The organism is Pseudomonas sp. WS 5412, from assembly GCF_012985615.1.
GTDB classification, from domain to species: domain Bacteria; phylum Pseudomonadota; class Gammaproteobacteria; order Pseudomonadales; family Pseudomonadaceae; genus Aquipseudomonas; species Aquipseudomonas shahriarae.
This window is the reverse complement of the sequence record NZ_JAARMB010000014.1, coordinates 15,527-32,795: the sequence shown is the minus strand read 5'-3', so window position 1 is coordinate 32,795 and position 17,269 is coordinate 15,527. Positions and strand designations below refer to the sequence as shown.

The 17,269-nt window shown below is 60.9% G+C and carries 14 protein-coding genes; 2 read left to right on the top strand and 12 right to left on the bottom strand.

Features of this window, described 5'->3' with window-relative positions:
* Window positions 1-9 precede the first annotated feature (9 nt).
* From acs to dksA, 11 genes are all read right to left on the bottom strand, one after another.
* The gene (gene acs, locus HBR94_RS18365; RefSeq protein ID WP_115127383.1) at window positions 10-1,947 is read right to left on the bottom strand and encodes an acetate--CoA ligase; all 1,938 of its coding nucleotides are present in this window, start codon (window positions 1,945-1,947) and stop codon (window positions 10-12) included.
* A 122-nt stretch (window positions 1,948-2,069) separates the two neighbouring features.
* The gene (pgi, locus tag HBR94_RS18360) at window positions 2,070-3,734 is read right to left on the bottom strand and encodes a glucose-6-phosphate isomerase (RefSeq protein WP_115127384.1); all 1,665 of its coding nucleotides are present in this window, start codon (window positions 3,732-3,734) and stop codon (window positions 2,070-2,072) included.
* Window positions 3,735-4,051: 317 nt separating this feature from the next.
* Window positions 4,052-4,906 (bottom strand): pantoate--beta-alanine ligase, encoded by an 855-nt coding sequence (gene panC, locus HBR94_RS18355; protein WP_115127385.1) that lies wholly within the window; start codon window positions 4,904-4,906, stop codon window positions 4,052-4,054.
* Window positions 4,903-5,703, bottom strand: coding sequence for a 3-methyl-2-oxobutanoate hydroxymethyltransferase (panB, locus tag HBR94_RS18350; protein ID WP_115127386.1), 801 nt, complete (start codon window positions 5,701-5,703; stop codon window positions 4,903-4,905). The genes panC and panB overlap by 4 nt, the downstream gene beginning before the upstream one ends.
* Before the next feature lie 272 nt (window positions 5,704-5,975).
* Window positions 5,976-6,461, bottom strand: coding sequence for a 2-amino-4-hydroxy-6-hydroxymethyldihydropteridine diphosphokinase (gene folK, locus HBR94_RS18345; RefSeq protein WP_170045327.1), 486 nt, complete (start codon window positions 6,459-6,461; stop codon window positions 5,976-5,978).
* Window positions 6,462-6,466: 5 nt separating this feature from the next.
* Window positions 6,467-7,864 (bottom strand): polynucleotide adenylyltransferase PcnB, encoded by a 1,398-nt coding sequence (locus tag HBR94_RS18340; RefSeq protein WP_057960649.1) that lies wholly within the window; start codon window positions 7,862-7,864, stop codon window positions 6,467-6,469.
* Window positions 7,865-8,576: 712 nt separating this feature from the next.
* Window positions 8,577-10,004: a sigma-54 dependent transcriptional regulator gene (locus HBR94_RS18335; RefSeq protein WP_170045326.1), complete on the bottom strand. Its 1,428-nt coding sequence runs from the start codon at window positions 10,002-10,004 to the stop codon at window positions 8,577-8,579.
* Window positions 10,005-10,026: 22 nt separating this feature from the next.
* Complete coding sequence (locus HBR94_RS18330; RefSeq protein ID WP_170045325.1) at window positions 10,027-12,981, bottom strand: sensor histidine kinase; 2,955 nt, start codon at window positions 12,979-12,981, stop codon at window positions 10,027-10,029.
* On the bottom strand, window positions 12,965-13,141 hold the full coding sequence (locus tag HBR94_RS18325; protein ID WP_003176118.1) for a hypothetical protein: 177 nt from the start codon (window positions 13,139-13,141) through the stop codon (window positions 12,965-12,967). Before HBR94_RS18325 ends, HBR94_RS18330 begins: the two co-directional genes overlap by 17 nt.
* Window positions 13,142-13,203: 62 nt before the next feature.
* Window positions 13,204-14,091, bottom strand: a complete 888-nt coding sequence (gene gluQRS / locus HBR94_RS18320; RefSeq protein ID WP_057960646.1) for a tRNA glutamyl-Q(34) synthetase GluQRS — start codon at window positions 14,089-14,091, stop codon at window positions 13,204-13,206.
* 84 nt (window positions 14,092-14,175) lie between these two features.
* Window positions 14,176-14,619, bottom strand: a complete 444-nt coding sequence (gene dksA, locus HBR94_RS18315; RefSeq protein WP_057440158.1) for an RNA polymerase-binding protein DksA — start codon at window positions 14,617-14,619, stop codon at window positions 14,176-14,178.
* Between the two features lie 320 nt (window positions 14,620-14,939).
* Between dksA and HBR94_RS18310 the strand changes: the two genes are divergently transcribed.
* A complete protein-coding gene (locus tag HBR94_RS18310; RefSeq protein WP_057960645.1) occupies window positions 14,940-16,112 on the top strand; it encodes a pyridoxal phosphate-dependent aminotransferase in 1,173 nt (390 codons plus the stop codon).
* On the top strand, window positions 16,112-16,825 hold the full coding sequence (gene sfsA / locus HBR94_RS18305) for a DNA/RNA nuclease SfsA (protein ID WP_057440157.1): 714 nt from the start codon (window positions 16,112-16,114) through the stop codon (window positions 16,823-16,825). The genes HBR94_RS18310 and sfsA overlap by 1 nt, the downstream gene beginning before the upstream one ends.
* On the opposite strand, the gene HBR94_RS18300 is transcribed toward sfsA, so the two are convergent.
* Complete coding sequence (locus tag HBR94_RS18300; RefSeq protein ID WP_057960643.1) at window positions 16,822-17,139, bottom strand: Rieske (2Fe-2S) protein; 318 nt, start codon at window positions 17,137-17,139, stop codon at window positions 16,822-16,824. The two genes, sfsA and HBR94_RS18300, sit on opposite strands and share 4 nt — an antisense overlap.
* Window positions 17,140-17,269: the final 130 nt, after the last annotated feature.

Sequence of the window (17,269 nt, the reverse complement as noted above, 5' to 3'; positions counted from 1 at the left end):
TGGGGGTTCCTATCGGTTCAGGCGCTTGTCGATCAGGCCGTCGACCACGCTCGGATCGGCCAGGGTCGAGGTATCGCCCAGGCTGTCCAGTTCGTTGCAGGCGATCTTGCGCAGGATACGCCGCATGATCTTGCCTGAACGGGTTTTCGGCAAGGCCGGCGCCCATTGGATCAGCTCAGGCTTGGCAAAGCTGCCGATTTCCTTGCTGACCAGGTCCAGCAGGTGTTTTTTCAGCGCATCGCTGGGCTCGACGCCATTCATCGGTGTGACAAACGCATAGATGCCCTGGCCCTTGAGGTCATGGGGATAGCCGACGACGGCAGCCTCGGCCACTTTGTCATGCAGCACCAGCGCGCTTTCCACCTCGGCGGTACCGATGCGATGGCCGGAGACGTTGATCACGTCATCAATGCGCCCGGTGATCCAGTAGTCGCCATCCTCGTCGCGCCGCGCACCGTCGCCGGTAAAGTAGTAGCCGGGGTAGGGCTTGAAGTAGGTGTCGATCATCCGCTGCGGGTCCCCATACACGCTGCGGATCTGCCCCGGCCAGCTGGCTTTGATCGCCAGGACGCCGCTGCCGGCGCCGCTGATTTCCTTGCCCTGCTCGTCGAGCAATACCGGCTGCACCCCAAACATCGGCTGGGTCGCGCAGCCGGGCTTGATGCGCTGGGCGCTGACCAGCGGGCTGAGCATGATGCCGCCGGTCTCGGTCTGCCACCAGGTATCGACAATCGGGCAGCGCTGCTCGCCGACGGCGTTGAAATACCACTCCCAGGCTTCCGGGTTGATCGGCTCGCCGACACTGCCGAGCAATCTCAGGCTGGCCCTGGACGTACTCTCCAGCGGGCCATGACCCTCGCGCATCAAGGCCCGCAGGGCGGTGGGCGCGGTGTAGAAAATATTCACCTGATGTTTATCGATCACCTGCCAGAAGCGCGAGCTGTCCGGGTAACTCGGCACACCCTCGAACATCAGGGAGGTGGCGCCATTGGCCAGCGGCCCGTACACGATATAGCTATGGCCCGTGACCCAGCCGACATCGGCGGTGCACCAGAACACTTCGCCCTCGCGATAATCGAGCACGTATTTGAAGGTCATCGCCGCTTGCAGCAGATAGCCGCCGGTGGTGTGCAGCACGCCCTTGGGCTTGCCGGTACTGCCGGAGGTATAGAGGATAAACAGCGGGTCTTCGGCAGCCATCGGCTCGGGCGGGCATGCGTCGCTGACCGCGTCCACCGCCTGTTGGTACTTGAGGTCGCGCCCTTCAGTCCAGGCTACGGCCGCACCGGTTCGTTCCACCACCAGCACCGTTGTGACATTCGGACAACTGGCCAGGGCCTTGTCGACATTCTGTTTCAGCGCCACGGGTTTGCCGCCGCGTACGCCTTCGTCGGCGGTGATCACGGTGCGGCAGTCGGCATCCAGAATACGGTCGCGCAGGGCATCCGGTGAGAACCCGCCAAACACCACGGAATGCACCGCGCCAATCCGCGTGCAGGCCAGCATCGCGTAGGCGGCTTCCGGAATCATCGGCATGTAGATACACACCCGGTCGCCTTTTTTCACGCCACGGCTTTTCAGCACATTGGCCAGGCGGCTGACGTTTTGGTGAAGTTGGCGGTAGGTGATTTTGGAAGATTTTGCAGGATCATCGCCTTCCCAGATAAAGGCCGGCTGATCGGCGCGTTGCGCCAGGTGACGGTCAATGCAGTTGTAGCTGACGTTCAACTGGCCACCGGCAAACCACTGCGCGGCGCCGGTGTTGATATCGCAGTGCTGGACGGTCTGCCAGGGCGTGATCCAGTCGAGCAGCGCCTTGGCCTGTTCGGCCCAGAACGTATCGGGGTGTTCGATGGATTGCCGATAGAGGCGCTGATAGTCCTCTTGACTGAGTTGCGCGGCCCGGCGCACCGCATCGGCATGGGGAAACTGGCTGATATCGAACATTAGGGATCCCTCTTCTTGTTATAGAGACAAGAGTTCAAGGCTGGTCCCTGTGAGAGCTGGCAAGCCAGCTCCCACAGGGGGCGCTTGTGCAGGTTCAATCCCTGATTGTAGTGCCGATCACATCAACCGCGGTGACGACCACGGAAGTAGTTGATCAAGCCTTGGGTCGAGGCATCGTCGGCCGAGGTTTCCTCGGCGCCCGTCAGGCGGTTGTAGACGCCCTTGCCCAGCTCCTTGCCCAGCTCCACGCCCCATTGGTCAAAGGCGTTGATGCCCCAGATGACGCTTTGTACAAACACTTTGTGTTCATACATCGCCACCAGCGCGCCCAGACGGCGCGGGCTGATCCGCTCCACCACCAGGGTGTTGCTCGGGCGGTTGCCCGGGATCACCTTGTGCGGCGCCAGCTTTTGTATTTCGTCTTCGGCCATGCCTTTGTCACGCAACTCGGCTTCGGCTTCGCTACGGGTTTTGCCGAGCATCAGCGCCTGGCTCTGGGACAGGCAGTTGGCATACAGCCACTGATGGTGGTCGGAGACCGGGTTGAAGCTGACGATCGGCACAATGAAGTCGGCCGGGATCAACTGGGTGCCCTGGTGCAGCAACTGGTGGTACGCGTGCTGACCGTTGCAGCCCACGCCGCCCCAGATAACCGGGCCGGTATCGGTGGAAACCGGCGTGCCGTCCTGGCGTACGCTCTTGCCGTTGGATTCCATGTCCAACTGTTGCAAGTGCTTGGTGATGTTACGCAGGTAGTGGTCGTACGGCAGGATCGCGTGGCTCTGGGCGCCCCAGAAGTTGCCGTACCACACACCCAGCAGGCCCAGCAGCACCGGCATGTTTGCCTCGAACGGCGCGGTCTGGAAGTGCTGGTCCATGGTGTAGGCACCCGACAGCAGTTCCTTGAAGTTGGACATGCCAATGGCCAGGGCGATTGGCAAGCCGATGGCCGACCACAACGAGTAACGGCCGCCGACCCAATCCCACATCGGGAAGATGTTCTCTTCACGGATACCGAAGGCCACGGCCGCCGCGTTGTTGCTCGACACGGCGATAAAGTGGCGATACAGCTCGGCTTCCGAGCCACCCTGGGCCAGGTACCAGGCGCGGGCGGCCTGGGCGTTTTTCAGGGTTTCCAGGGTGTTGAAGGACTTCGACGAGACGATAAACAGCGTGGTCTCGGCGCGCAGCTTCTGGGTCAGCTCGTGGAATTCACTGCCATCGATATTCGCCAGGTAGTGGCAGCGCACGCCTTTATGGGCGTAGGACAACAGTGCTTCGGAGACCAGCTCAGGGCCGAGGAACGAACCGCCGATGCCGATGTTGACCACGTCGGTGATTGGCTTCTCGGTGTAGCCACGCCACAGGCCGTCATGGATGCGGCCCACCAGGTCGGTTATCTGGTTCAGCACCTTGTGCACGTCGGGCATGATATTGGTGCCGTTGACCGACAACTTGTCGCCCACCGGGCGGCGCAGTGCGGTGTGCAGCGCCGGACGACCTTCCGAAGAGTTGACCGGCTCGCCATCGAACAGCGCCTTGATTGCGCTTTTGAGATCGACTTCGTTGGCCAGGCCCACCAGCAGGTCGCGGGTTTCAGGGGTAATCAGGTTTTTCGAGTAATCGAGGAAAAGTCCGCAGCTGCTCAACGTGAACTGGGTAAAGCGCTGGGGATCGGCATTAAACGCTTCGCGCATGCTGAAATCCTGCATGGCTTGGCGATGTTGATTGAGCGCTTGCCAGGCGGGCAGAGCGGTAACGTCATGAGGGGTGCGGTAGTACGCCATCGCTGCGGGTTTCCTTTTTATTACTGGGACTGCTTTTAGGACACTTCTAAACCCGGAACATCCAGTTTTGTATCAAGGTTTGGGTTCCAGACAGCGCTAACTATAACGCCGGGCGATTACATTAAACCTAGCGTGTCGATATGTCTTGGCTTTGTCTGCGCGCAAGCCGGTACTTTTTTATACCGGGGCCTGGGAGACGCTAAAAACCGAATGTGGGAGCGAGCTTGCCCGCGATGGTGCTGGGTCAGCGACAAATACATCGACTGACCGTCCGCCATCGCGGGCAAGCCCGCTCCCACATGGGGAGATTGCCAGGCTTAAGCGCTGAGGTTGAGGTGCAGGTTGTCGATCAGCCGGGTCGCGCCCAGGTACGCGGCGACCAGGATCACCACATCACGATCCTCGGCGGTTGCCGGACGCAGGTGCTGGCCCTGGCAAACTTCCAGGTAGTCCATGCGCAGGCCGGCGGCCTCGATGTGCTGGACCTGCTCGGCCCGCAGCTTGGCGAAGTCGCGGTCGCCGTTTTCAATGGCGGCGGCGATATGACGGAGGCTGCGGTACAGCACCGGGGCGATGGCGCGCTGTTCTTCAGTCAGGTAACCGTTGCGCGAGGACAGCGCCAGGCCGTCCTCGGCGCGCACGGTGGGCTCGCCAATGATCTGGATCGGCATGTTCAGGTCGCGCACCATGGCGCGGATCACCGCCAGTTGCTGGTAGTCCTTTTGCCCGAACACCGCCAGGTCGGGCTGGACCATGTTGAACAGTTTGCTCACCACCGTCGCCACGCCCTCGAAGTGACCCGGGCGGCTGGCGCCGCACAGGCCTTCGGACAGTTGCGGCACGCTGACCCGGGTCTGCACCGTCATGCCGTCGGGGTACATCTCGTCGACGGTGGGGGCGAACAGCAGGTTGCAGCCCGCCACCAGCAGCTTTTCCTGGTCGGCGGCCAGAGTGCGCGGGTACTTGTCCAGGTCTTCACCGGCGCCAAACTGCAGCGGGTTGACGAAAATGCTCGCCACCACGAAGTCGGCTTGTTCGGCGGCGCGCGTCACCAGCGTAGCGTGGCCGGCATGCAGGTTGCCCATGGTCGGCACGAAGCCAATGCGCTTGCCGGCGTTACGCGCGTGAGTGACGGCGGCCCGCAGTTCGCGCAGGGTTTTTACGGTGTTCATGCAGAGAATCCGTGTTCGAGGCCAGGGAAGGTAACGGCTTTGACTTCAGCCACGTAGGCGCTCAGCGCGGCCTGGATGTTGTCCTGGCCGGTCATGAAGTTCTTCACGAATTTGGGGGCGCGGCCGGTGAGGTTCAGGCCGAGCATGTCGTGCAGCACCAGGACCTGGCCGTCGGTCGCGCTGCCGGCGCCAATGCCGATCACCGGGATTTTCACCGCCTGGGTGATTTCTTCCGCCAGTTCGCTAGGCACGCACTCGAGCACAATCATTGCAGCGCCGGCCTGCTCCAGGGCGATGGCGTCGGCCCGCATCTGCCGGGCTTGGGCTTCATTACGGCCCTGGACCTTGTAGCCACCCAGGATATTGACGGACTGTGGCGTGAGGCCCATGTGTGCGCATACCGGAACGCCGCGTTCGGCCAGCAAACGGATCGACTCGGCAAGCCACAAGGCACCTTCGATCTTGATCATATGTGCCCCGGCCTGCATCAGCTTGCCGGCGTTCTGGAAGGTCTGCTCAAGCGTTGCATAAGCCATGAACGGCAGGTCGGCGATGATAAACGCGCCTTCGTTACCGCGCTTGACGCTGGCGGTGTGGTAGGCGAGTTCATCGGTGGTGACCGGGAGGGTGCTGTCATTCCCTTGAAGAACCATGCCCAGGGAGTCGCCCACCAATAACACCTCGACCCCGGCCTGGCAGCAAGCTTGGGCGAACGTGGCGTCATAGCAGGTCAGCATGGTGATTTTTTCACCCTTGAGTTTGAGGCTCTGCAAGGTGGTCAGGGTAATGTCTGGCATGAAAAGGGTCCTCGTTCAGGCGCTTGGAAACAGCGAGTAACGCGCGTGAGTCTTCGTTTATACAGGCGCACTTTCTTCAGAGCAGTGCTTATAAGGCCTGGATTGCGCCCTTCAGCGCCGGGTTGGCGGCAGCGGGACGCCTATAGTCGTGAGGAGGACTCTGGAAGTCAATTGGATGTGTTACCGCATTGTTACGAGCGGGGTGTTACCGCTGTTACTGATGCGATTCAGCAGGTAAAAGGCGTGTTCGGCCAGCGCCTACAGGGGTTGAGTCAAGCAGGAGGCAGGCGTTCCAGGCCGACGAATGGGCATTGATCGAGCAGATCACTGAGTAGGCGGCCGTCAGGCAGTTGCAAAGTGGCCGGTGCCAGTTCGGCAAGTGGATACAACACAAAAGCCCTTAGATGCATCTGGTAATGAGGCACCTTGAGGCGCGGCTCATCAATCAGGCGATCGCCAAACAGCAGGATATCCAGGTCCAGGGTGCGCGGGCCCCAGCGCTCAAGGCGTTCGCGGCCCTGGTCGTTCTCGATGGCTTGCAGCGCATCCAGCAGTTCCAGTGGCGCGAGGGTACTGTCCAGCTCCGCCACCGCATTGGTATAGCGGGGCTGGCCGGGAAGCAGGGAATCACTTTGGTAGAAGGCAGAAACACCGACGAATGTGGTGTTCGGCAACTGCGCCAACGCCTCGATGGCGTTGCGCAATTGCTGTTGCGGGGCAGCGAGGTTGCTGCCCATACCGATGTAGATACGCTCCACGGTGCTTATTCGCCAGAGGTATCGGCGGCACTGCGCTTGCGTTTGCTACCGCTGCTACGGCGGCGCTTTTTCGGGCCGTCGCCAGTGGGTTCGCCTTTGCTGCTCAGTTCACGAATCATCTCGCGACGTTCGCTGTCATTGGCGTCCTGGTAGTCGGTCCACCATTCGCCCAGGCCATCAGTCTGCTCGCCGGCGCTTTCACGCAGCAGCAGGAAGTCATAGCCGGCACGGAAGCGCGGGTTGTCCAGCAGCAGGTCGGCACGTTTGCCACTGCGCCGTGGCAGGCGTTCCTGCATGTCCCAGATCTCGCGGATCGGCATGGTGAAACGCTTGGGGATTGCGATGCGCTGGCATTGCTCGGCGATCAACTCGTGCGCCGCTTCCTGCATCGCTGGAATCGGCGGCATGCCACGGTTCTGCAGGCGCAGCACGCGGGCGGGCAGTGCCGGCCAGAGCAGGGCGGCAAACAGGAACGCCGGGGTCACCGGTTTGTTCTGTTTGATCCGCAGGTCAGTGTTGATCAACGCTTCACTGATCAGCGTGTGGGTGTACGTGGGGTTGTGCTCCAGTGCATCGGCGCTGGCCGGGAACAGTGGGTCGAACAACTGCAGGTCCACCAGCATTTCGAAGGTGTCGGCGGCATGCCCGGAAAGGAACAGCTTGAGCACTTCCTCGAACAGGCGTGCCGAAGGGATTTCCCGCAGCATCGGCGCCAGCTCGCGAATCGGCGCGGCCGTATGTTTCTCGATGCCGAAGTTCAGCTTGGCGGCAAAGCGCACGGCCCGCAGCATGCGCACCGGGTCTTCCTGGTAGCGCTGCGTAGGGTCGCCGATCAGGCGGATCAGGTGGTTGCGAATATCGTGTACGCCGTTGGCGTAATCGAGGATGCGCTCGCTGACCGGATCGTAATAGAGGGCATTGATGGTGAAGTCGCGGCGTTGCGCGTCTTCTTCCAGGGTGCCGTACACATTGTCCCGCAGGATGCGTCCGCTTTCGTTGCGGGAAGACTGGTTGCTGTCTTCCTCTTCATCGTTTTGCGGGTGGCCTGCTCGGAAGGTGGCGACCTCGATGATCTCGCGACCAAAGTGGATATGCACCAACTTGAAGCGCCGACCGATGATCCGCGCGTTGCGAAACTCGGCGCGCACTTGTTCAGGCGTGGCGCTGGTGGCGACGTCGAAATCCTTGGGAGTGATGTTGAGCAACATGTCGCGCACACAACCACCGACCAGGTAGGCCTGGTAGCCAGCGTTCTGCAGGCGTTCGACGATGTTCACCGCATAACGGCTGAACTGGGCGCGCTGCAGCGAATGTTGATTGCTGTTGAGCACTTCAGGCGTGCTGCGAATGTGTTGCGTACGACGCAAGGGGGAACGGAATGACTGGAACAACTTCTTCAGCATGGGATGCACTGTTTGAAGGAATGTTCGGCCATAACGAAGAATGACCGCATGATGGGCCGGGATTCTAGCATTTAGTCAGGGGATGGTGTAGGAACTAGCTGCAAGCGTTGAGCCAGATGCTTAAATAAGCCGGTGTGGCGCTCAAATCACAGAAACTACAAGGGGAGCCGAAGCTCCCCCAGAAAGTAGTTGCGTGCTCTATTTTTATTATTGGTTTCGGGCTTCTTGTTTTTGTTGATCGCCCTCGCCATGAGATTTGACCTTCATGACACTCCCAATCGGGAGTCAAGAGCAAACGGATTGCTTTGGTCGCTGTGTTGCGATGATCAATGATCCAACCAGTTCAGGCTCTGCCTTAGGGCAGTTTTTGTTGTTCTCGGCCTGGTTGCGGGGCAAGCCCCAAATGCAACGCCTCTCCAAAAGAATCAGTTAGCTGCGCCTCCGCCGTGTTGTTTTTATTGTGCGTGAGTCGATTCGTCTTATTTTTATTGTGTGTGTACGGTGCTTTTTATTGTTCTTGTACTAAGCATATAGCAGGGTGCGTGCCAACTTTTGCGAGCCCCAGCAAAATCAGGGGGTTGGCCGGGTTTTGGGTGTTTGGAGGACGAAAAAAAGCCGGGGCTTCGTTACCGTAAGCCCCGGCTTTTTGTTACGTGAATATCTGAGGTAACAGTTTTTTCACGTTTGGGGTGTTACCCAATGTGAGTTGACCTCAGCTTTCGCTGGCAACCCCGGTCTTGCGCCGTGGAATGCCCAGGCGCTGGCGCCGTTCCCACAGGCACTTGCGGCTGACGCCAAGTTTGCGCGCCAGTTCGGTCTCGGTCATATGGTCCTGGTGCTCCAGGACGAAGTGCTGGAAGTAGTCTTCCAGGGACAAGTCTTCCGTAGGCTCATGGCTGGTGTTACTGCCGCCCTGTTGTGGTGCCAGGCCAATGAAGTCGTCATCGTCCAGGTCACTCAGTTCGATATCAATGCCCAGCAGCTCGGCGGAGATCTGCGGGCTCTCCGAAAGAATCACAGCCCGCTCCACGGCGTTTTCCAGCTCGCGCACGTTACCTGGCCACGAATAGTGGCGGATAGCTTGCTCGGCGTCGGCCGCAAACGTCAGGTCGGTACGGTTGACGCGCGCGCTCTGGCGCAACAGGAATGCATTGGCAATCTCGTTGACGTCGGCACCGCGTTCGCGCAGGGCCGGCAGCTTGAGGGCGATTACGTGCAGGCGGTAATACAGGTCTTCGCGGAACTGGCCGATTTTCGCCAGGCTCTTCAGGTCCCGGTGAGTCGCGGCGATCAGACGCACATCGACTTTTTGTGACTGTACCGAGCCGACCCGGCGAATCTCGCCTTCCTGCAATACGCGCAGCAGGCGTGCCTGGGCTTCCAGGGGCAGCTCACCGATTTCGTCGAGGAACAGCGTGCCGCCGTCCGCCGCTTCCACCAGGCCGGCGCGTCCGGCGCTGGCGCCGGTAAAGGCACCTTTCTCGTGGCCGAACAGTTCGGATTCGATCAAGGATTCGGGGATTGCCGCGCAGTTCACCGAGATCATCGGGGCCTTGGCGCGCTTGGACAGGTTGTGCAGGGCGCGGGCCACCAGCTCTTTGCCGGTGCCGGACTCGCCCTGGATCAGGACATTGGAGTCCGTGGGCGCAACCTTGCGGATCTTGACGTACAGATCCTGCATGGGCGGGCAGGAGCCGATGATGCCGATTTCGCCATTGCTGTTGTCGACCCCGGGTTTTTCGCTGGCGGTCTTGCCGGCCGGCCGTTCCGCCGGGGCACTGTTGGTCGACTGGCGGTCACGCAGGATGCGCGCCACGGCCTGGAGCATTTCGTCGTGGTCGAAGGGCTTGGCGATGTAGTCCACCGCGCCCATCTTCATGGAGTCTACGGCCGAGCGCAGGCTGGCATAGCTGGTCATGATCAGCACCGGCGTGCCCTGGCCCAGCTTGATCAGTTCGGTACCGGGCGCGCCAGGCAGGCGCAGGTCACTGACAATCAGGTCGAATGTGGGAATGCTGAAACGCTCTTGGGCTTCCTGCACCGAGCCGGCTTCGCTGACCTGGTACTGATTACGTTCAAGCAGGCGACGCAAGGCAGAGCGGATAATGGTTTCGTCTTCGACGATCAAAATGTGCGGCATTGATTCAATTCTCTCGACGGTCTCAGTTCACAGCGGACGTCGCTTCGACATGACGCGGCAAGGTCACCCGAATACGGGTGCCGCGTTGGCTTTCGGTGTCAGCCGGGCTGTCGATGGTGATTTGTCCATAATGCTCTTCAACGATGGAATAGACCAGTGCAAGGCCCAGACCGGTACCTTCACCAGGATCCTTGGTGGTGAAGAAGGGTTCGAACAATCGGTCCATGATGTTCTGTGGAATACCGCTGCCTTCGTCTTCGACGATCAGGTCTACCGTGTGCTCGTAAGCCTCGCTCTTGACCCTTACCGCACTGCCGGCGGGTGTCGCGTCGCGGGCATTGGACAGCAGGTTGATCAGCACCTGGGCCAGGCGTTGTGAGTCGCCGACCACCCAGTGTTCCGGATCGCACAAGTTATAGAACTGTACTTCGAAATTACGCCGGTTCAAGGCCAGCAGCCCAATAGCATCCTGGGCGACTTCAGCCAGGCACACCGCTTCATCGTGATTCTGGTGGCCGCCGGCATGGGCGAAGCTCATCAGCGATTGCACGATGCGCGAGACGCGTTTGGTCTGCTCGAGGATCTGCCCGCTGATTTCGGTGATTTCGTCGTCTTCTTCGCGCTCCTCGCGCAGGTTCTGCGCCAGGCACGCGATACCGGTGATCGGATTGCCGATCTCGTGGGCCACGCCTGCCGCCAGGCGCCCGATACTGGCCAGGCGCTCGGAATGCACCAGCTTGTCTTCGAGCATCTGGGTTTCAGTGAGGTCTTCGACCAGCAATACCAAGCCACTGTTGCCTGGGGCCAGGGGTTCGTCGATGGCCGCTTTGTGCAGGTTCAGCCAGCGGGTCTGGCCATCCAGGGCCAGGTGCTGTTTGTGCAAGTGTTCGTCTGGCAGGTTGATAAAGCCCTGCAGCAACTCTCGCCAGGGATCGCCGATGGTGGTCAGGCGCGAGCCGACCACGCGCTGGGCGGCGATGCCGGTCAGCTCTTCCATGGCCTTGTTCCACATCAGGATCTCCTGGTCCTTGGCCAGGGAGCACACGCCCATGGGCAGTTCCTGCAGGGTCTGGCGGTGGTAGCGGCGCAGGGCATCAAGTTCGGCGGCAAGGCCGGTGAGGCGTGAGTGGTAGTCTTCCAGCCGGCTCTCGATAAAGTGGATATCTTCAGTTACATAGTTTTCGCCGCCGGCCTTGTAGGGCAGGAAGGTCTCGACCATGTCCTGGGACACGCTGGGGCCCATCAACCCGGACAGGTTGGCCTCGATGCGGTCGCGCAGGCGGCGCAGGGCATAGGGGCGGCGCTCGTCGAAAGGCAGGTACAGATCGCGCAGTGCCTGTTCCACTTCCTTTTGTGCAGCCTTGGCGCCCAGGGGCTTGGCCAGTTGTGTGGCGAATTCCTGGGGCGAGGCGGCATGCAGTTCGCGGCGTTGCGGGCGGCGTACGTTATCCACCGCGCAGGCTTCGGCGGCGCTGGTTTCTTCGGGGCTGGCGTTGGTGAACAGGGAGATCAGGGTGAACATCAGTACGTTGGCCGCCAGCGAGGCGATGGCTGCCATGTGCCAACTGGTGTCATCCAGCACGTAGATCATGTTCAGCAGCGGGATGTAGAAACCCTGCAGGTTGCCGACCAGTGGTAACAGCATGGTCACCAGCCACACCAGGATCCCCGCCAGCAGCCCGGCGATAAACCCACGCCGATTGGCGGTTGGCCAGTACAGCACCGACAACACCCCCGGCAGGAACTGCAAGGTGGCGACGAAGGCCACAATGCCGAGGTTGGCCAGGTCTTGCTCGGCCGCCATCAGCAGGTAGAAGCCATAGCCGGCCATGATGATGGCCACGATCAGCGCGCGGCGTGTCCATTTCAGCCAGCGGTAGATATTGCCTTCGGCGGGCGGCTGGTACAGCGGCAGCACCAGGTGGTTGAGGGCCATGCCCGACAGCGCCAGGGTGGTGACGATAATCAAGCCACTGGCCGCCGATAACCCACCGACATAGGCCAGCAGCGCCAGGGATTTACTGTTGGCGGCGATGCCGATGCCGAGGGTGAAGTATTCCGGGTTGGTGGTGGCCCCCAGTTTCAGCCCGGCCCAGAGGATCAGCGGCACCGCCAGGCTCATCAGCAACAGGAACAGGGGCAGGCCCCAGCTGGCGCTGACCAGCGAACGCGGGTTGAGGTTCTCGGTGAAGGTCATGTGGTACATGTGCGGCATGACGATGGCCGAGGCAAAGAACACCAGCAGCAACGTGCGCCAGGGGCCTTCCTGCAGCGGCGTGTGCAGGGCGGCGAGGGCGGTCTGGTTTTGCAGCAGCCACAGCTCAAGTTGTTGCGGGCCGTCGAACACCCCGTACAGCGCGTACAAGCCCACGCCACCGATGGCGATCAGCTTGATCACCGACTCGAAGGCAATCGCAAACACCAGGCCTTCGTGTTTTTCCCGGGTGGCGATATGCCGCGAGCCGAAAAAAATCGTGAACAGGGTGATCAGCGCACAAAAGCTCAGGGCCACCCGATGTTGCACCGGCTCGTGGGTAAGAATACCGATGGAATCGGCCACTGCTTGTATCTGCAGGGCCAGCAGCGGCAGCACGCCGATCAGCATGAAGATCGTGGTCAGCGCGCCGGCCCAGGTGCTGCGAAAGCGGAAGGCAAACAGGTCGGCCAGCGACGACAACTGGTAGGTGCGGGTGATTTTCAGGATCGGGTACAGCAGCACCGGCGCCAGCAGGAAGGCCCCGGATACCCCGAGGTAGCTGGAAAGAAACCCATAGCCATATTGGTAGGCCAGGCCCACCGTGCCATAGAACGCCCAAGCGCTGGCATAGACGCCCAGGGACAAGGTGTAGGTCAGCGGGTGGCGAATGATCGCCCGCGGGATCATCCCACGCTCACTGATCCAGGCCACCCCGAACAGCGCGGCCAGGTAGGCGGCGCTGATCAGCAGCATCTGGGTCAGGCTAAAGCTCATCGGCATCTTTTTGGCTCTGCAGGATGAAAGTCACGACGATCAGGATCAACCACAGCAGATAGGGGCGATACCAGGCGCCCGTGGCGTCGATCCACCAGTCCATGATGGCGGGAGAAAACAGGTAGATCCCGACGACCAGCAGCAGGACCAATCGATAGATGTACATGTTGGCCTCTGATTGAAAAACTGCGGCGATGTTAACGGATGGTTGGCAGGCTGCAAGCGTCTTCAGTGCAATTGCGCTTCGGCCAGGGTCAGTGTGCGCGGGATCCGGGTGGCATCCCAGTGCCGGATGCCCCAACCCAGCAGTTCCTGTGGGCTGGCGTGGAGCAGCTCATCCCCCGGCTGCTGGCCGAGGGCGCGCAGGGCCCTGAGTAGCAGAGGTGTGGCCTGGTCGGGCGTTAGCGGTGGCGAGCGGTAGGATTTACCCAGCTTGTTACCGTCCGGCTGGATGATCAGCGGTACATGCAGGTAGCGCGGCTGGCGCAGGCCCAGCAGTTCTTGCAGGTACAGCTGGCGCGGCGTGGAGTCCAGCAGGTCGGCGCCGCGCACGATATCGGTGACACCTTGCCAGGCATCGTCGAGCACCACCGCCAGTTGGTAGGCATACAGGCCGTCGCGGCGGCGGATGACGAAATCGCCTACATCGCGGCCCAAGTGTTGTCGGAATTGGCCTTGTACACGGTCGGTGAAATGGTATTCCAGTTCGGGAACCCGTAGGCGAATGGCGGCATCCTGCTGAGCGTGGCCGGCGTTGCGGCACAGGCCCGGGTAAATGCCGTTATACGGTTCCAGTTGCTTGCGTGAGCAGGTGCAGGCGTAGGCCAGGCCATGGTTGAACATGTCGTTCAGGACTTTGGCGTAGGCATCATGCCGCTCGCTTTGTCGGACCAGTTCCCCGTCCCATTCAAAACCATAGCTTTCCAGAGCATGCAGGATCGCCGCCTGGGCGCCGGGCTCTTCACGGGGAGGGTCCAGGTCTTCCATGCGCATCAGCCAGCGGCCTTGATTGGCGCGGGCGTCGAGATAGGAAGCGAGGGCTGCAACCAGGGAGCCGAAGTGCAAATGGCCGCTGGGGGTGGGGGCGAAACGCCCGATATAAGGAGAGGCTGTCATGGCCTGGATATTACTGGAAAACCGCCAAACCCCAGAAACAAAAATGGGGCGTTTGCACGCCCCATTTGTTCGGCCCGGCAGGGATTACTTGCCGACCTGTTTTTCCTTGATTTCTGCAAGGTTCTTGCAGTCCACACACATGTCTGCGGTAGGACGGGCTTCCAGGCGACGAATACCGATCTCGATGCCACAGGATTCGCACCAGCCGTATTCTTCGTCCTTGATCAGTTGCAGCGTCTTGTCGATCTTCTTGATCAACTTGCGCTCGCGATCGCGCGCACGCAATTCCAGGGCAAATTCTTCTTCCTGGCTGGCACGGTCTGCCGGGTCAGGAAAGTTGGCTGCTTCGTCCTTCATATGGCCAACGGTACGATCGACCTCCTGCATCAAGTCCTGTTTCCACTTGTTCAGGATCTTGGTGAAGTGCTCGCGCATGGGCTCGCCCATGTATTCCTCGCCCTTCTTTTCTACGTAAGGTTCGAAGCCGCCGAGACCTTGAGTCTGCTGTTGCTTTGCTTGGGTGGACATGAATAGACCGCCTCTCACTCTTCTAATCCATTGCGCAGGATTGCAACATCACCGACACCTGCCGGCCCTGCGGCTGCAAGCGGGCGAACTTACCAGATAGCTTCGGGGTGCGCCACTCCCGGTTGTCGAGGCCCGTCGTGCCGGGGTTGCAAACTGCTGCGACCGGCAATGGCTGGGTATACATTGTCTCGAATGTTGATTTTAGTCGTTTTGCAGGTGCTTGCCCGGCTCATTGCCCTGGGCCAGGCAGGCAATAGAGCATGTTTTACCTCGCGGGTTCGGTAGAATCCCGATTTTGTCCTCATTGTTAAGGAAGGCTAATGGCTCAGCCCTACAGTGCTCGCAGTCGAGCTATCGAACCTTTTCATGTCATGGCGTTACTGGCGCGGGCCAATGAGCTACAGGCCGCAGGCCATGATGTGATTCATTTGGAAATCGGCGAGCCGGACTTCACCACCGCCGAACCGATCATCCAGGCCGGCCAAGCCGCGCTGGCCAACGGCAAAACCCGCTACACCGCCGCCCGTGGCTTGCCGGAACTGCGCGAGGCCATCAGTGGTTTCTACCAGCAGCGTTATGGCTTGAGTATCGACCCCGAGCGCATCCTGATCACCCCGGGCGGCTCCGGGGCCTTGCTCCTGGCCAGTAGCCTGCTGGTGGACCCCGGCAAGCATTGGCTACTCGCGGACCCGGGCTACCCCTGCAACCGGCATTTCCTGCGCTTGGTGGAGGGTGCGGCGCAACTGGTGCCGGTCGGCCCCGAGGTGCGGTACCAACTGACTGCCGATCTGGTGGAGCGCTACTGGGACCAGGACAGCGTGGGGGCCTTGGTCGCCTCGCCGGCTAACCCGACCGGGACCATCCTGACCCGTGATGAACTGGCGGGCCTGTCCAGCGCGATCAAGGCCCGCAACGGCCACCTGGTAGTGGATGAGATCTATCACGGCCTGACCTACGGCACTGACGCGGCCAGCGTGCTGGAGGTGGATGACGAGGCGTTTGTCTTAAACAGTTTTTCGAAGTATTTCGGCATGACTGGCTGGCGTCTGGGCTGGCTGGTGGCACCCCCCGCAGCCGTGGGCGAACTGGAGAAGCTGGCGCAGAACCTGTACATCAGCGCGCCGAGCATGGCCCAGCATGCGGCATTGGCCTGCTTTACCCCGCAGACTCTGGCGATCCTTGAAGAGCGACGGGCCGAATTCGGTCGCCGGCGAGACTTTTTGCTACCGGCCTTGCGCGAGTTGGGTTTTGGTATTGCGGTCGAGCCTGAAGGGGCGTTTTACCTGTATGCCGATATCAGCGCCTTTGGTGGCGATGCCTTTGCATTTTGCCGGCATTTTCTTGAAACCGAGCACGTGGCATTCACGCCCGGGTTGGATTTCGGTCGCTTCCAGGCGGGGCATCATGTGCGTTTTGCCTACACGCAAAATCTCGATCGACTACAGGAAGCGGTGGAGCGGATTGCCCGTGGTTTGCGGAGCTGGCAAGGCTGATGCGCTTTCATCCTCCCCTCGAAGAAGGTCGGCTGATTCGCCGCTACAAGCGTTTTCTGGCCGATATCGAAACCGCTACCGGCGAGTTGCTCACCATTCACTGCCCGAACACGGGCTCGATGTTCAACTGCATGGTCGAGGGCGGACAAGTCTGGTTCAGCCGCTCCAACGACCCCAAGCGCAAGCTGCCGGGCACCTGGGAAATCGCTGAAACGCCCCAGGGTCGCCTGGCGTGCGTCAACACCGCGCGTGCCAACCCGTTGGTCGAAGAAGCGCTGCATGCCGGGGTGATCACCGAGCTCAATGGCTTTACCGGACTAAAGCGTGAAGTGCCGTATGGCCAGGAAAAAAGCCGCATCGACTTTCGCCTGGACTATCCCGACGGCGCGGCCTATGTCGAAGTCAAAAGTGTCACCCTGGGGTTTGACGGCACCTCTGTCGCGGCGTTTCCCGATGCGGTGACTCAGCGTGGGGCCAAGCATTTGCGCGAATTGGCGCATTTGGCCCGCAGCGGCGTGCGGGCGGTGCAGTTGTACTGTGTGAACCTGTCGGGCATCGACAGCGTAAGGCCGGCCGAGGAAATCGACGCGGGCTACGCGGCGGCACTGCGTGAAGCCAAAGCTGCCGGGGTGGAAGTCCTGGCGTACGGCGTGCAGGTGGGGGCGCAGCAAATCTATATTGATCGGCCATTGACGGTGTTGCTCAACGACTAGAGTTGCACCCACAACCCCTGTGCGTCTTCGCGGCCGGGCAGGGGGCTGAGGCTTTGGCCCGCGCACGGGCCGGCCACGCACTCACCGTTTTCGATCAGAAACAACGCGCCGTGGGTGGCGCATTGGATCATGCTCGCGCTGGGATCGAGAAAGCGGTCCGGCTGCCATTCCAGCGGAACGCCGCGATGAGGGCAGCGGTTGATATAGAAATACACCCGGCCTTCGCGGCGCACGGCAAACAGCTTGCGGCCGTCGATATCGAAGCCGCGGCTGCTGTCGGGTGCCAGTTCGTGGGAGGGGCATAGAAACTTCATAAGCGTTCTCAGGTGGTGCGGGTCAAGGGCTGTAGAGTGATCCGGGGTTTGCGGGTGAGCCCGGTGCTTGACGTTCAAATGCAAACAATTATCAAATGCCGGCTTCGCCTGTTAGCTGACTGCGTGCTCA

Excerpts from the sequence above, each read along its gene's own strand:
- acs (WP_115127383.1), bottom strand. The coding sequence starts at position 1,947 with ATGTTCGATATCAGCCAGTTTCCCCATGCCGATGCGGTGCGCCGGGCC.
- pgi (WP_115127384.1), bottom strand. The coding sequence starts at position 3,734 with ATGGCGTACTACCGCACCCCTCATGACGTTACCGCTCTGCCCGCCTGG.
- panC (WP_115127385.1), bottom strand. The coding sequence starts at position 4,906 with ATGAACACCGTAAAAACCCTGCGCGAACTGCGGGCCGCCGTCACTCAC.
- panB (WP_115127386.1), bottom strand. The coding sequence starts at position 5,703 with ATGCCAGACATTACCCTGACCACCTTGCAGAGCCTCAAACTCAAGGGT.
- HBR94_RS18340 (WP_057960649.1), bottom strand. The coding sequence starts at position 7,864 with ATGCTGAAGAAGTTGTTCCAGTCATTCCGTTCCCCCTTGCGTCGTACG.
- HBR94_RS18335 (WP_170045326.1), bottom strand. The coding sequence starts at position 10,004 with ATGCCGCACATTTTGATCGTCGAAGACGAAACCATTATCCGCTCTGCC.
- HBR94_RS18330 (WP_170045325.1), bottom strand. The coding sequence starts at position 12,981 with ATGCCGATGAGCTTTAGCCTGACCCAGATGCTGCTGATCAGCGCCGCC.
- HBR94_RS18325 (WP_003176118.1), bottom strand. The coding sequence starts at position 13,141 with ATGTACATCTATCGATTGGTCCTGCTGCTGGTCGTCGGGATCTACCTG.
- gluQRS (WP_057960646.1), bottom strand. The coding sequence starts at position 14,091 with ATGACAGCCTCTCCTTATATCGGGCGTTTCGCCCCCACCCCCAGCGGC.
- dksA (WP_057440158.1), bottom strand. The coding sequence starts at position 14,619 with ATGTCCACCCAAGCAAAGCAACAGCAGACTCAAGGTCTCGGCGGCTTC.
- HBR94_RS18310 (WP_057960645.1), top strand. The coding sequence starts at position 14,940 with ATGGCTCAGCCCTACAGTGCTCGCAGTCGAGCTATCGAACCTTTTCAT.
- sfsA (WP_057440157.1), top strand. The coding sequence starts at position 16,112 with ATGCGCTTTCATCCTCCCCTCGAAGAAGGTCGGCTGATTCGCCGCTAC.
- HBR94_RS18300 (WP_057960643.1), bottom strand. The coding sequence starts at position 17,139 with ATGAAGTTTCTATGCCCCTCCCACGAACTGGCACCCGACAGCAGCCGC.